A 14313-nucleotide genomic window follows, 5' to 3' on the forward strand; every position below is an offset into this window, starting at 1 on the left:
TCCGTTTTAAGAGCCCGCATCCACACAAAAGTAACCGAAGTATGTTATATCTTGCTAATTATCGGAACAATGAAAGGCAAAATCATGTAATTTTGCACCCGCAAATAAAATAAACAACAAACATTATGGAATTACCTAAAGACCCGATGATGCTATTTAGCTTCATCAACATGAAACTTCGGGATTTCTATCCTTCTCTGGATGCGCTTTGCCAAGACATGCAGGTCAGCAAAGAAGAAATCGTAAACAAGCTAAAAGCTGTAGGATTTGAATACAATCCTGAACAAAACAAATTCTGGTGATCATTCATTTTGAACAATCACCAGAATTTTTGTTTTTATTCGTTCAAGCAATACCACATGCTTTAACTGTCATGATATATCTTCATTAGTCCGAGAGCTAATCTCCCTTTACAAAAGAAACTACCTAAGCCACGCAGGGTAACATCCAAATAGACTTTTATAAACTTCCGATTGGCTACACATCAACGATGTAACCAAAGTTCCGGATTTAATTTTTCAGTTTCTTTGCGAAGCTGGAAATGAAGAACCGTATTGCCGTCTTTATCGGTATTTACCTGACCAATAATATCGCGTGCCTTCAATACACTGCCTTTTTTCACCAGTACCGACGACAAGTTACAATATACTGAGATATAGCTACCATGACGGACGAGTACATTCGACAATCCGTTATATTGGAATACAGCCGAAACTTCTCCATCGAATATAGCACGAGCCTGTGCGCCATCTTTGCCTTTTATATCAATACCTTTATTGTCCAGACGTACGTTTCGCAGGCCTTTGACCTGATACTGTCCAAAATGCCCTACTATCACATAAGGTCCGGTAATAGGAATCGGAAGCCGACCTTTATTTTGCGTAAAGACACCCGACATGCGACGATCTTCTGAATCCACTTTATACTCTCCCATTTTCGACGGAGTAGTTTTAGACTTAGCACCTTCTTTACTTTCTCCGGTAGCCACAGCCTTTTCCTTGACCGTTCCAGCTTTCTTCTCAGCCTTACGTCGTGCTTCTTCTTCAGCTCTTTTACGCGCGTTTTCTATTTCTATTTCAATCAGGCGATCAATCTGTGCATTCAACCGATCTGCAGAACGACGCTTCTTCGAAATTTCAGACTGAATGCTCCGCTGTTTCTTTTGCAGAGAAGTAAGCAACGTTTTACGTTCCTTTTCCTGTTCTTCCAGCTTCAACCTTTCAGCTTCTCCCTGTTTCAGCATCTCTTCCTTCGCCTTTCTGCTAGCCAACAGCGTTTGTTGTTTTTCTGAAACCTGTTTCTGCTTCCTTTCCACTTGCAGTCCTTGCAAACGCTGATAATCAGCATATTCACGAACATACCTCAACCGACGGTACATCTGGCTTAAATTATCAGCAGAAAAAATAAACATCAGCTTCTCTTGTATCGACTTATTCTGATACATATACTTCACTGACTGTTCATACTTTTTCTTCTTATCAGCCAGCTCTCGCTGCAAAGCTTTCAGTTCCACCTGTAAACGACTGACTTCTGTCTGTATAATCTTTACATCCTGCTCGATTGTTTCAATATATTTCTTGCGTTCATTAATCTGCCCCGACAATAAAGCTAAATTATCCAACTGACTTTTTACATCCTTCTTAGTCGACTGCAATAGGGTTTCCGATGCAGAAATCTGTTTCTGCAACTCCGCATGCTGTTTTTCCAATTCTCGGATCTTACGCGTGCTTTGTGTAAATCCTTGTACACAGAGCAGGCAGACCATCAACAACACAAGTAATCGTTTCATTGCTTAAACAAAGTCTTTAGCAGTTCCTGCAATTCAATTTGTTGATAACGGGATGAAAGTTCAGTCTTTCCTTCCCAGTCTCCACCAACCGACAAGCGTGAAAATTTCATATCAAGTGAAAGAGTTTTTCCTGTTCCTTCTACAGCAAGCAACATATGATTAGGAAACAAACGATTGTCCAACGTTGTAAAATCATCATATTTCCAATTCAATGCATAAGGCGTATTCGACACTCCTATGCGACTCTCCTCCAGTAATCCGCGATCGGCAGAAGTACGGAAACGATAAGACAGCCCTTTGGAAGGTTTCGCTTCCAGCAGGGCATAGCCATTTTCCAACGAAATACGGAAAGATTTCGCGTCAGAAACATCCAGCTGCACTTTTCCCGGTAAAAATAACTCATTCAAGAACAGCGATTGCAGAATATTAAAACTCAAGTCCGTATTCGCCAGGCGACTAAGTTCTTCGAACGAAACGTTAACATACCGTTTATTCAACCGGTCGACAGCCAGCAATCCACCAGGAGTAATTTCCAGACGTGCAACTTCAATACCCAATAACGGAGCTACAAGCAATTGTATAGACTCTCCGCGTTTCAGACGAAGCGTAGCACTTACCTTTGCATCTTTCTGCCCCTCCATATTCAAAGTCAGTGCAACCTTTCCACTAACAGTCTTCCACGAAGGCGAAAGTTCAATCACTTTTTCCATATATGCCTCACCGGTCAGTCCTCCAATCATGGGAGTCTTTTCCAGCTTTCGGGTAGACGAACACGAAGCTACCAGCACAAGGGCAACCAGTACATATAAATATCTTACAACCAATTTTATCATTCTGCAATATATTTCTTTTGAGCTATTTTTTGCTTCAAACGTTTCTTTTCCTTTTCCGTTGGAGGAGTAGACCCATCTTCAGGAGTTTCATCCATTGCGTCTGCTTTTTTCCAATACTCCAACGCTTTGCCTTTCTCTCCCGACATATAATAAATATCACCGGCATGCTCTACTATCGTGCGGCTCTTATCTCCTTTATTACGTAAAGCTTGTTCAATATAAATACGCGCTTCAGTATATCTTCCTTTTTCGAACAGAATCCACGCATAAGTATCAAGATAAGTTTCATTATTCGGTTCAGCCTTTACCGTGCGATAACTCATTTCTTCTGCTTTATCCAAATTCTTACGTTCAACAGAAAGGAAATAAGCATAATTGTTCAGTGTCGCAATATTATCCGGATTGTACACCAAAGAAGAATCATAGGCTGCATAAGCTTCCGCATGCATTTCCTTGGAATGATACAAATCACCCAATATGGCGTAGAAATCGGACGCAATACCTTTATCGCTCTTTTCGTTTATCTGTTTCACCCCTCGTGTAAAGACATCCAGAGCCTCATCATCCTCTCCTTTCTGATGATGGGCAATACCCAGATAATAATAGAACTCAAGCGACTCCGGATTATACTCCAATGCTGGCTTTGCTATCTGTATCACTTCATCCAGATTGTTATCACGTATAGCATAACTCAGCAACTGAAGACGTGCAGGTTTATTTTCCGGATCAAGTTTTAATATTTGGTGCAATACCGGAACGGCCTCTTTCTCCATCTTTTTTGTCAGCAAATACTGTGCACACAACATTGCCAGATCGGCATTTTGCTGCGGCCGCCTCAGTATATTCTGAAACAAAGAAACAATCTGCGTACTGTCCTTCGTTCCTTGTTCCGACTGAAGAATCAGCTGACGCATAATTTCCATTTTCGTATCCGACAGCACATTATCATTCAACAGAATTGTATCAAGCTGCATCCGATACAAACTATCCTGTCCGGTCTTCTGATAATAAGAAGCCATCGATACCAAAGCAGGAGCATACCCTGGTTCTTCTTTCAATATACGTTGATAAATACCCAAAGCTTCCTGAGGCTTGTCATTATTCAAATACACATCCCCCAAAATAGTTTGATAGCGCATATCATAAGGATATTCTTTCGACAAGCTTTCTATTTCCGTAAATGCTTTTTCCTGATCACCCAACAGCAGATACATACGGAATTTTTCCATACTGATTTGTTCTGACTTTCCATCCAGTTCCTCCAAACGATTCAGTGTGTTAATGACCTGCTGATAGCTTTTAGTCTGATTATACAAATCAATCAAAGACATCAGCGGTTCCAGGCGAGAAGGGAACTGGTCTGCCATATTTTCATAAACTGTTATCGCTCTAGGTACGTTACGCTTCCGTTCGTAATAAGAAGCTAGCGTCTGCTTATACCAAAAATTGGACTCATCCGAACTGACAGCCTGCTTCAAAGCCTGTTCACCTTTTTCTTCTTGCCCCAAATACATATAAAATTGGGCTATTTCATACAGAGCAGCCCCCGAAGTCGGATAAATATAAAGGCAGTGCTGATAAAGTTCATAAGCCGCACCGTATTCTCCTTTTTGCTTCATGCGTACAGCTTCCAGAAAATAATAATCAAATTTTCTGCGCTGTTCAGGAGTAAGCGGATCTTTTACAAATTCGGCCTGCTGGCTTTTTGTTTTTGCCTGCTTGCCCGAAGTACCACAAGCGGCTAATCCTACCGCCATACAGAGTGATATGATATATATAATTTTTCGCATATCAATGACTATTAAAAATAAAGGAATCGCACATCATTCTATTTGACTCCTGTATGCCCAAATCCTCCAGCACCACGTTCTGTATCTTCCAGCACTTCCACTTCCTGCCATTCAGCCTGTTCATAGCGGGCAATTACCATCTGTGCAATGCGCTCCCCGTCTTCTATTATAAAGTCTTCAGCAGAAAGATTGATCACGATTACACCTATTTCTCCACGATAATCAGCATCAATCGTACCCGGAGTATTCAGTAAAGTAATACCTTTTTTCAAGGCAAGTCCGCTCCTCGGACGTATTTGTGCTTCAAAACCTTCAGGAAGAGCGATATACAGTCCAGTAGGGACAAGACAACGTTGCAAAGGTTTCAATACAATAGGATTATCCAAATTGGCACGCAAATCCATTCCGGCCGAACTACTTGTTGCATACTGAGGTAACGAATGCTTTGATTTATTTATAATCTGTACTTTCATTGTTTTATCATTTAATTTTGCGAAGTTAAACATTTCAGAGGACTTACAGTTTATGTTTATCATTTTTTATTATATTTCAGAATAGCAGGAAACAAATAACTATAAAGCCTGTAAAAAAGCAAGAGATTTACACAAAACCATTTCAAAGCTAAAAACAAAAAAACTTACGCATCTGTTTGTATTTATTTTTTCTTTAAGTTTGCAAAAACTATCACAATCGGTTATGAACTGGAAACAACTCATATCAAACAAACGCTTTGGACTGGAGGCACTGCACGAAATAAGAAAAGAAGATAGAACCGAATTTCAGCGAGATTACGATCGCCTTATCTTCTCTGCTCCTTTCCGACGACTGCAAAACAAGACTCAGGTATTTCCCCTTCCAGGGAGTATCTTTGTACACAATCGTCTGACACACAGTCTGGAGGTTTCTTGTGTAGGGAGATCGCTTGGAAACGATATAGCAGCCAGCTTATTACAAAAGCATCCGGAATTATCCGATTCTCACTTATCAGAAATAGGAGCAATCGTTTCGGCAGCCTGCCTTGCACACGACTTAGGAAACCCACCTTTCGGTCATTCGGGTGAAAAAGCTATCGGCACATATTTTTCAGAAGGGAAAGGACTTGCCCTCAAACCCCTGCTTTCGGAGGCTGAGTGGGAGGATCTCACCCATTTCGAAGGCAATGCAAATGCATTCCGTCTGCTAACTCATCAATTCGAAGGAAGGCGTCCGGGAGGTTTTGTCATGACATATTCTACTCTTGCTTCTATTGTAAAATATCCGTTTTCATCACGACTTGCCGGCAAAAAGCAAAAATTTGGCTTCTTCCTGAGCGAAGAAGAAGACTACAAGCGCATTGCCGAAGAGTTAGGTATCATCAAATTAAGTAAAGATGGTGAGCCCATACGCTATGCACGCCATCCGCTTGTTTATCTGGTAGAAGCAGCAGACGATATTTGTTATCAGATGATGGATATTGAAGATGCGCATAAGCTAAAGATTCTGACTACTCAGGAAACAAAAGAACTATACCTGCAGTTTTTCACAGAATCCAGATTGAAACGAATCAATGAGATATGCAAACTGGTGGCCGACACAAACGAACAAATAGCCTACTTGCGTACATCTGCCATCGGAGTACTGATAAAGGCATGCACACAGGTCTTTGTAGACAATGAAGAAGATATACTGAATGGTACATTCGAGGGACCCCTCATCAAGCATATGGACAAACCCATAAGACAAGCATATGAGAATTGTTCAAAAACAGCTTTTGCCAAAATCTATTGCTCAAAAGATGTACTGGACATTGAGCTGGCAGGTTATCAGGTTATCACAACCCTGATAGACTTGATGATAGAAGCAGTACGCTACCCAGACAAAGCTTATTCGAAGCTACTCATCAACCGTGTATCCAAGCAATATGAAGTACATGCTCCTACATTATATGGAAAAATTCAGGCAGTACTTGATTACATTTCTGGAATGACCGATGTTTATGCCCTCGATCTTTACAGAAAAATCAACGGAAACAGTTTACCGGCTGTTTAATTTCACACAGATCAGAAGCAGAAAAACAAAGCCAGTGACAACTGCTCCCGACCAGAAGGGACAAGCAGATATCACTGGCTTTATTTATTTAGCATTCAGAATTATCAGTTTTTTGACAATATCGGATTGGCTCCCGAAGTTATTTGGAGAGCCTCAGGGTGCTCCTTAATATACGATTCAATATGACGTATACGTTTTTCTTCCAGAATTTCATCTACAGCTATCAGAATACCGGTTTCTTCTACATCTCCAAAACCATCGTTAATAGCTGTACCAAACATACGCATCGTAGGTGACAGACTCATATACGCATTAACCAAAGGAGGTATATTATAACCTAACTTACGGACTTCTGTATTCAAGACTTTATAATCCTCCTTAAATGTATCATAACAGAACAGCTTTTCCAGAATAGCTGGGTCGGTTTCTATCTCCAACGGTACCATTGGGGTTATCAAGCCATCCTTATCCGAAAAATGCTTCTTCAGGAAGAAGAGAATCATATCGCGGCCGAAACGATTATAACTTGGATACATAGTCATTTTACCGAAGAAATATTTTACATTCGATTTTATGACGGTCAACGCACCCAAACCATCCCAAAGATTATCAAGCGCAAACAAACCCTTTGAGCCGGCACGAGTGGACTGATACTCCAAAGTTACAAACGAACGTCCTAGCTCCACGGTAGTAGGAAGATATTCCTTCAAGAACTTTTCCGAGAAATTGAACATATGTGCTGTTGCCAGGACAGGCTTGCCATGTTTGTCAAATTCCACCTCATCGCCCAATATATAACGATAACCTCCAAGAATTTCTTCCGCATCCGGATTCCAGACTACCAACTGCTGATATGGATTTTCCATCAAGTCATATTCATCCAAATCCAGCGGCTGTCCAGTTCCTCCTCCGGCAGCACGAAAAGCTATTTCACGCAAACGGCCAATCTCCTTCAGTACATTGGGAGCATTTTTCCAGTTCACGATATAAATTTCGTTATGGCTTTTATTTGTCGATCTCAAACGTCTTTCGGCGGTAAGTTCCGACTTTAATAACTCTCTGTCAATCGGTGCAATAATATCTTCCATATATGTAGTTAAAATCTTCCTAAATTACAGCTTATATACCAACTCTCTGACATACTCTGCCCATTCGGCCGGAGATTTAGATTTATCAAACGTATGCCATGGTATAGGCTTTCCTATTGTTACACGGAATGTTTTATGACGGTTCTTAAACATTTCATCTGCCAGATAAAGCATGGCTATATTGAATTTTATTCCAAAAAACTTACAAGCATTGGCCAGATTATAAAAGAAATTGGAATTTCGGCCTTCAAAATGTATAGGAACCACGTAACGACGTGTTTCAATGCTTTTAGTTATAAATGTTTTCTTCCATGCCAGATCTTTTATCACTCCATGCTGACGCCGGGAACATATTCCCGCAGGAAACATGATTATATGGCTGTCCGAACGAAATCCTTCCTCTACCATTTTCGGAAAGTCGCGCGACTGCGAACCGGTTTTATTTATCGGAATACAGAGAGGAGCCAGTCCATGCAGATTCATAAGCAAATCATTCACCAGATATTTGATACATCCGTTATAATGCGTTCCCAGCAAATATCCTAATGCAACTCCATCCTGTCCTCCCAGCGGATGATTTGATACAAAGGTACACAATCCATCTTCAGGCAAATTTTCCAGGCCATGTACATCCAGTTTCGCATCCAGAAAATCCATACATGCAGCCAGAAAATCAACTCCGCTCTTGTCTGTCACACTTTTCAGAAATGTATTTATCTCTTCCTGATGTACGATATGCTTCAGATAAGATACGAAAAAACGAGGAATCCGTTTGGCTTTTCTTCCTGCCTTATCCCTTAATATTTTATCAATATCTATTAAAAAAATCGAATCACTAGCCATTCTTCATTTACACATTTCTCTGCAAAAGTAATCTATCTTTTGAAAAGTTGCTCATCTATACTGGAAAAATGTAACATTGAAAGAAGAAAAAAAGAGTATAATGAATTAAAATGTAACAGAATTGCACAAAGCCACATTCTCATGTGCATATTTTAAGACTATCTTATAAAGATAGATCTGACAGAAGCAGTAAATAGCATAAGAACAACACCTTAGCGTCTTCGTGAAAAATTGTACATATTTCAAATTTATTTGTACGATTTTTCATAAAAAATTCAGCAAGTTTTTCCTAAAAGATGCTGATGTTTTTCTAAAACATGATGACATTCTCACAACACCTCTCAGACCTGTTGATAACTTCCTCAAATATTTTCACAAAACTATACCTGCTAATTGTTGAGAAATATGTAATTTTACCCCCTCAATATATATAAGGTGTAAAACCTATTAAAGTGACAGCATGATAATGAACGAATCAGAACAAACATATCATATACCGGTACTGCTGAATGAAAGTATCGACGGCATGAATTTACACCCTGCCGGAATATATGCAGACATGACTTTCGGAGGCGGAGGACACTCGAAAGAGATTCTGCGCAGAATGGATAAAAACAGCCACCTGTATAGTTTCGACCAGGATGAAGATGCCGAAAAAAATATTGTCGATGACTCCCGATTTACGTTTGTGCGAAGCAATTTCCGATACTTACACAACTTCTTGCGCTATTATGGTGTAGAGGAAGCAGATGCCATTCTTGCCGATCTGGGAGTATCATCACACCATTTTGATGATTCTGAACGCGGCTTTTCGTTCCGCTTCGACGGCAAACTGGACATGCGAATGAACAAACGCGCTGGAATGACTGCGGCAGACATCGTAAACAACTATGAGGAGGAACGACTGGCGAATGTGTTCTACCTGTACGGAGAACTGAAAAACAGCCGTAAGCTGGCTTCGGTACTAGTAAAGGCACGTGCACAAAAGCAAATCGTAACTATAGGCGACTTTCTGGAAATTATAAAACCGTTGTTTGGCAAGGAACGGGAAAAGAAAGAACTGGCAAAAGTATTTCAAGCCCTGCGCATAGAGGTGAACCAAGAAATGGAGGCTTTGAAAGAAATGCTTTATGCCGCAACTGAAGCTTTAAAACCGGGAGGCCGACTTGTTATCATTACCTACCATTCGCTGGAAGACCGCATCGTAAAGAACCTGATCAAGACAGGCAATGTAGAGGGTAAGGTGGAACAAGATTTTTTCGGTAATGTGCAAACACCTTTCCGGGCAGTAAACAATAAAGTTATTGTCCCTAGCGATGAAGAAATAGCACGTAACCCTCGCTCACGAAGTGCAAAATTACGAATAGCAGAAAAGAAATAGTAAAAATCATGGAACAGCAAAATACAACATCACAACAAGAAAGCGATTCACACATCACACTGAAGAGTATTCTGGGAGGAGATATTCTGGCCCACAGTTTTCTGAAGCGACAGGCGAATTTGCTCATTCTGATTGTTCTCCTTACCATCCTGTATATCGACAACCGCTATTCAAGCCAGCAGGAGCTGATTGAAATCGACCGGCTGAAAAAGGAACTGACAGACATCAAGTATGATGCGCTGACTATTTCTTCTGAACTTACAGAACGAAGCCGTCAGTCACGCATCGAAGAATATATTGCAACCGAGGGAACTCCGCTGCAAACAGCGGCAACACCTCCATATCTGATTAAAAAAGAGGATTGATACAATGATACCCGGACTGAAAAATATCATGCTGCGCTACACGTTTATTGTAGTGATTATGCTTGTGTTGGCTATATTGATTATAGTCAAGGCGGGATTCATCATGTTTGCCGAACGGCAATACTGGAAGGATGTAGCCGACCGTTTTGTAAAAGAAAACGTAATAGTTCCTCCAACACGAGGAAATATTATTTCTTCTGATGGCAAACTGATGGCAAGCAGTCTGCCTGAATACCGCATCTACATGGACTTTCGCGCTGGCGGAACGGAAAAAGACACTATGCTGATGAACCATCTGGCAGAAATCAGCCAAGGACTGCACGAAATTTTTCCGGACAAGAGCGCACAGGAATTTCGCAAACATTTGCTGAAAGGACGCCGTTCGAAAAGCCGTCACTTCCTGGTTTATCCGAAACGTATTTCCTATATCGAATATAAAGAAGTGAAAAGACTGCCTGTATTCGAGTTAAGCCCGAACAAAGGTGGACTGCATGTAGAAAAGTTCAACCAACGTAAAAAACCGTTCGGTTCACTCGCCATGCGTACATTGGGGGATATGTATCCCGACATAGCACAAGGAGCTAAGAACGGACTGGAACTGACATACGACTCTATTCTGAAAGGACAAAACGGTATTACTCATCGACAGAAAGTCATGAACAAATACCTGAACATTATCGATAAACCCGCCGTTGACGGATGTGATATTATCACAACCATCGATGTCGATATGCAAGATATCGCAGAGAAAGCATTGGTAGACCAATTGAAGAACCTTGAAGCCATATCAGGTGTAGCAGTTCTGATGGAGGTAAAAACCGGTGAGGTAAAGGCCAACGTAAACATGACCAGAGGAAACGATGGGAATTATTATGAAATGCGAAATGCAGCAGTCAGCAACTTGATGGAACCAGGATCTACTTTCAAAACGGCATCTATCATGGTGGCGATGGAGGATAAATATATCACTCCAGATTATGAAGTAGATACCGGAAACGGCCAAGTTAACATGTATGGCAGCTGGATGAAGGACTGGAACTGGTATAAAGGCGGATACGGTAAAATAGATGTAACGAAAATTTTGGAGGTTTCATCGAATGTAGGAGTATCTACCATCATAGACAAGTTCTATAAAAATAATCCTCAAAAGTTTGTCGACGGCCTGAAACGTATGAGCATCGATACACCGCTAAATCTGGGATTCGTGGGAGAAGCTAGTCCCCGCATACTCGGACCGAAAGAGCGTTATTTTGCAAAAACGACTCTTCCGTGGATGAGTATCGGTTATGAAACAATGATTCCTCCCATCTACATTCTGAATTTCTATAATGCTATAGCCAATGATGGTGTAATGGTGAAACCTAAATTCGTAAAAGCGATAGCCAAAGACGGAGATATACTGGAAGAGATTACGACAGAGACTGTTAATCCTAAAATTTGTTCGGATACGACACTTACCATGATTCGCACCATTTTGCGGAAAGTGGTTTCGGAAGGGCTTGCCAAGCCGGCAGGAAGCAAGCAATTCAGCGTATCTGGAAAGACAGGAACAGCCCAAATCTCTCAAGGTAAGGCAGGTTATAAATCCGGAGGTGTAAGTTATTTGGTTAGTTTCTGTGGCTATTTCCCCTCAGAAGCTCCCAAATATAGCTGCATTGTTTCAATACAAATTCCTCACGGACCAGCTTCCGGAGGATTGCAGGCAGGAAGTGTGTTCAGCCGTATTGCCGAACGTATTTATGCCAAACACCTGTTCCGCGATCTGGCTCATGCCAAAGATTCAACGGCAGTCCTTATTCCGGGCGTAAAAAATGGAGATATAAATGAATCGGCATATGTACTGCGTGCACTGAACGTACCAGGAAACAGCAGTTCCATCCCCTATTCTGCCCAGCCACTTTGGGGAAAAGCTTCGTGCACAGACAGCTATGCAGATTTAAAGACTACCAAAATGAATAAAAAGCTAGTTCCCAATGTACTGAATATGGGCGCAAAAGATGCTGTTTATCTGCTGGAAAGTTACGGACTGAAAGTACGTATCACAGGTATAGGCAAAGTAAGAGCTCAAAGTATAGCTGCCGGATCTACTATTCATAGAGGACAAACAATTACATTAACATTAAGGTAACAGAAATAACATAAAAACATGAAACTGGAAAATATCATTGAATCCGTCAACGTCTGCGAAATAAAAGGTAATGTTGACAAAGAAATAGCAGGTATCCAAATGGACTCACGTTTGGTTGAAGCCGGACATTTGTTTGTTGCCGTTAAAGGAACTCAGACAGACGGACACGCTTATATTGAAAAGGCTATTGAAAAAGGAGCCTCTGCAATTGTCTGCGAAACACTTCCTGACACACTGAATGAACATGTAACGTACATAAGAGTAGCTGATACCGAAGATGCAGTAGGCAAACTGGCTACCACTTTTTATGGAGATCCAACTTCCAAACTCGATCTGGTAGGAGTAACCGGAACAAACGGAAAAACTACAATCGCCACCTTATTATATAATATGTTCCGCAAATTCGGATATAAGGTAGGATTATTGTCTACCGTTTGCAATTATATCGACGGTGAAGCAATCCCGACCGACCATACGACTCCCGACCCTATCACATTAAACCGTCTGCTGGGACGTATGGCTGATGAAGGATGTAAATATGCATTCATGGAAGTAAGCTCACACTCTGTCGCACAGAAGCGTATCGGAGGACTGAAGTTTGCTGGAGGTATTTTTACCAACATCACACGCGATCATCTGGACTATCACAAGACATTCGAAAATTACCTGAAAGCTAAAAAGGCATTTTTCGACAATCTTCCCAAGACTGCATTTGCTCTAACCAATGCTGACGACAAGAATGGCAGTGTAATGGTACAGAATACAAAAGCGAAAATTGCGACTTACTCTTTGCGTACGCTTTGCGAATTCAAGGGAAAGGTTCTGGAAGATGGCTTCGAAGGTATGCTGATGGATATAAACAATCGTGAAGTCAACGTACAGTTCATCGGTCGTTTCAATGCATCGAACTTGCTTGCTGTATATGGAGCGGCATGTTTATTAGGCAAACAGCCTGAAGATGTCCTGCTGATACTGAGCACACTGCGTCCAGTAGCGGGACGTTTCGACGCTTTGCGCTCGAAAAAAGGCTATACAGCAATAGTCGATTATGCACATACTCCAGACGCATTGGTAAATGTACTGAACGCCATACATGAAGTTCTGAAAGGAAGAGGACGAGTGATAACAGTAGTAGGTGCAGGAGGTAACCGGGATAAGGGTAAACGCCCCATCATGGCACAAGAGGCAGCTAAACAAAGCGATCGTGTAATCATCACATCTGATAACCCTCGCTTCGAAGAGCCTCAGGATATCATCAACGATATGCTAGCCGGACTGACAAAAGAAGATATGGACAAAGTTCTTTCCATAGCTGACCGTAAAGAAGCTATACGCACAGCCTGCATGCTGGCACAAGCTGGTGACGTAATTCTCGTAGCAGGAAAAGGACACGAAAATTATCAGGAAATCAAAGGAGTAAAGCATCATTTTGATGACAAAGAAGTGTTAGCAGAGATTTTTGACAACGAATAATACAAGTAATAGTTCGTTAAAAATTCGCCAAGCCTAAGCGGCTCTGGCAGTAAATAAAATGAGTTCTTTGAAAAGTTTGTCAATAACTTGCATGTCTGGGTTAATCCCGAACACGCAAATAAATCGTTCAAGCATATAAGCATTGTGTATGAATGACTTGCAAGAGGATATGGAATAGGCTATTCCGAGCCTCTTACATGCCGCTTTGGCCAAGTTGACAGCTGCGAGCGATGCATTGAAGTGAAAATCCAACTTCCTGAAGTCGGTTGACTGGCAGTTGGTGATTCCTGCATGCTGCTTGCCATCTCTAAAGCAAAATTCCAGTTGGAACCTGGTTCTGTAATAATCCAGCACCTCACGTCCATCCATGGAATCGTCTGTAGAGAAGTAAAGCTGCCACTTGTCTGTCCTCCCGTCCATCGGATACCAGACGGCTAAGGAAACATACCTTTTGAGAGCTTTTGCATATACCCTCAATCCGTATAGCTTTCCTTTGTTCACCTCGTATTCCTTGCACCGGGTCAAATCCAGATTGGCAAAGTCAATCCTGCCGTCAAACCACTTGGGATGACCACGTTTTCCTGTTGTGGAATTC

At 41.4% G+C, this 14313-nt stretch carries 13 protein-coding genes; 6 read left to right on the forward strand and 7 right to left on the reverse strand.

The window, feature by feature from the left end:
• Nucleotides 1–125 precede the first annotated feature (125 nt).
• Nucleotides 126–302, forward strand: a complete 177-nt coding sequence (locus BACCOP_RS13185) for a DUF4250 domain-containing protein (protein WP_007569901.1) — start codon at nucleotides 126–128, stop codon at nucleotides 300–302.
• A 182-nt stretch (nucleotides 303–484) separates the two neighbouring features.
• On the opposite strand, the gene BACCOP_RS13190 is transcribed toward BACCOP_RS13185, so the two are convergent.
• The 4 genes from BACCOP_RS13190 to dut are packed head-to-tail and all read right to left on the reverse strand — an operon-like array spanning nucleotide 485 to nucleotide 4885.
• Nucleotides 485–1789 (reverse strand): murein hydrolase activator EnvC family protein, encoded by a 1305-nt coding sequence (locus tag BACCOP_RS13190; RefSeq protein ID WP_007569904.1) that lies wholly within the window; start codon nucleotides 1787–1789, stop codon nucleotides 485–487.
• Nucleotides 1786–2622 (reverse strand): DUF4292 domain-containing protein, encoded by an 837-nt coding sequence (locus BACCOP_RS13195; RefSeq protein ID WP_007569906.1) that lies wholly within the window; start codon nucleotides 2620–2622, stop codon nucleotides 1786–1788. The genes BACCOP_RS13190 and BACCOP_RS13195 overlap by 4 nt, the downstream gene beginning before the upstream one ends.
• Nucleotides 2619–4412, reverse strand: a complete 1794-nt coding sequence (locus BACCOP_RS13200; RefSeq protein ID WP_040312083.1) for a tetratricopeptide repeat protein — start codon at nucleotides 4410–4412, stop codon at nucleotides 2619–2621. Before BACCOP_RS13200 ends, BACCOP_RS13195 begins: the two co-directional genes overlap by 4 nt.
• Before the next feature lie 38 nt (nucleotides 4413–4450).
• A complete protein-coding gene (dut, locus tag BACCOP_RS13205; RefSeq protein ID WP_040312084.1) occupies nucleotides 4451–4885 on the reverse strand; it encodes a dUTP diphosphatase in 435 nt (144 codons plus the stop codon).
• A gap of 223 nt (nucleotides 4886–5108) precedes the next feature.
• Between dut and BACCOP_RS13210 the strand changes: the two genes are divergently transcribed.
• Nucleotides 5109–6440 carry a deoxyguanosinetriphosphate triphosphohydrolase gene (locus BACCOP_RS13210; protein ID WP_007569913.1) on the forward strand — a complete coding sequence of 444 codons (1332 nt, stop codon included), beginning with the start codon at nucleotides 5109–5111 and terminating at the stop codon, nucleotides 6438–6440.
• Between the two features lie 104 nt (nucleotides 6441–6544).
• Here BACCOP_RS13210 and BACCOP_RS13215 read toward each other — a convergent pair whose 3' ends face one another.
• Entirely contained in the window at nucleotides 6545–7528 is a 984-nt protein-coding gene (locus BACCOP_RS13215; protein ID WP_007569916.1) for a GNAT family N-acetyltransferase, read from the reverse strand.
• Between the two features lie 24 nt (nucleotides 7529–7552).
• Entirely contained in the window at nucleotides 7553–8371 is an 819-nt protein-coding gene (locus tag BACCOP_RS13220; RefSeq protein ID WP_007569919.1) for a 1-acyl-sn-glycerol-3-phosphate acyltransferase, read from the reverse strand.
• Between the two features lie 466 nt (nucleotides 8372–8837).
• On the opposite strand from BACCOP_RS13220, the gene rsmH reads away from it, so the two are divergent.
• From rsmH to BACCOP_RS13240, 4 genes are read left to right on the forward strand one after another with little or no spacing between them, the layout of a single operon-like run.
• Nucleotides 8838–9752, forward strand: a complete 915-nt coding sequence (gene rsmH, locus BACCOP_RS13225) for a 16S rRNA (cytosine(1402)-N(4))-methyltransferase RsmH (RefSeq protein ID WP_022125457.1) — start codon at nucleotides 8838–8840, stop codon at nucleotides 9750–9752.
• A gap of 8 nt (nucleotides 9753–9760) precedes the next feature.
• The gene (locus BACCOP_RS13230; RefSeq protein ID WP_007569922.1) at nucleotides 9761–10117 is read left to right on the forward strand and encodes an FtsL-like putative cell division protein; all 357 of its coding nucleotides are present in this window, start codon (nucleotides 9761–9763) and stop codon (nucleotides 10115–10117) included.
• 4 nt (nucleotides 10118–10121) lie between these two features.
• Nucleotides 10122–12245 carry a penicillin-binding protein gene (locus tag BACCOP_RS13235; protein WP_007569925.1) on the forward strand — a complete coding sequence of 708 codons (2124 nt, stop codon included), beginning with the start codon at nucleotides 10122–10124 and terminating at the stop codon, nucleotides 12243–12245.
• An 18-nt stretch (nucleotides 12246–12263) separates the two neighbouring features.
• Entirely contained in the window at nucleotides 12264–13718 is a 1455-nt protein-coding gene (locus BACCOP_RS13240) for a UDP-N-acetylmuramoyl-L-alanyl-D-glutamate--2,6-diaminopimelate ligase (protein ID WP_007569927.1), read from the forward strand.
• Between the two features lie 33 nt (nucleotides 13719–13751).
• Here BACCOP_RS13240 and BACCOP_RS13245 read toward each other — a convergent pair.
• On the reverse strand, nucleotides 13752–14313 hold a 562-nt coding region (locus BACCOP_RS13245), incomplete at its 5' end, for a transposase (RefSeq protein WP_007569929.1).

Source organism: Phocaeicola coprocola DSM 17136, assembly GCF_000154845.1.
GTDB classification, from domain to species: Bacteria; Bacteroidota; Bacteroidia; order Bacteroidales; family Bacteroidaceae; genus Phocaeicola; species Phocaeicola coprocola.

What these genes read in the sequence shown, in the direction of transcription:
- BACCOP_RS13240 (WP_007569927.1), top strand. Translation starts at nt 12,264, where the DNA reads ATGAAACTGGAAAATATCATTGAATCCGTCAACGTCTGCGAAATAAAA.
- BACCOP_RS13220 (WP_007569919.1), bottom strand. Translation starts at nt 8,371, where the DNA reads ATGGCTAGTGATTCGATTTTTTTAATAGATATTGATAAAATATTAAGG.
- dut (WP_040312084.1), bottom strand. Translation starts at nt 4,885, where the DNA reads ATGAAAGTACAGATTATAAATAAATCAAAGCATTCGTTACCTCAGTAT.
- BACCOP_RS13185 (WP_007569901.1), top strand. Translation starts at nt 126, where the DNA reads ATGGAATTACCTAAAGACCCGATGATGCTATTTAGCTTCATCAACATG.
- BACCOP_RS13210 (WP_007569913.1), top strand. Translation starts at nt 5,109, where the DNA reads ATGAACTGGAAACAACTCATATCAAACAAACGCTTTGGACTGGAGGCA.
- BACCOP_RS13200 (WP_040312083.1), bottom strand. Translation starts at nt 4,412, where the DNA reads ATGCGAAAAATTATATATATCATATCACTCTGTATGGCGGTAGGATTA.
- BACCOP_RS13195 (WP_007569906.1), bottom strand. Translation starts at nt 2,622, where the DNA reads ATGATAAAATTGGTTGTAAGATATTTATATGTACTGGTTGCCCTTGTG.
- BACCOP_RS13230 (WP_007569922.1), top strand. Translation starts at nt 9,761, where the DNA reads ATGGAACAGCAAAATACAACATCACAACAAGAAAGCGATTCACACATC.
- rsmH (WP_022125457.1), top strand. Translation starts at nt 8,838, where the DNA reads ATGAACGAATCAGAACAAACATATCATATACCGGTACTGCTGAATGAA.
- BACCOP_RS13235 (WP_007569925.1), top strand. Translation starts at nt 10,122, where the DNA reads ATGATACCCGGACTGAAAAATATCATGCTGCGCTACACGTTTATTGTA.
- BACCOP_RS13215 (WP_007569916.1), bottom strand. Translation starts at nt 7,528, where the DNA reads ATGGAAGATATTATTGCACCGATTGACAGAGAGTTATTAAAGTCGGAA.
- BACCOP_RS13190 (WP_007569904.1), bottom strand. Translation starts at nt 1,789, where the DNA reads ATGAAACGATTACTTGTGTTGTTGATGGTCTGCCTGCTCTGTGTACAA.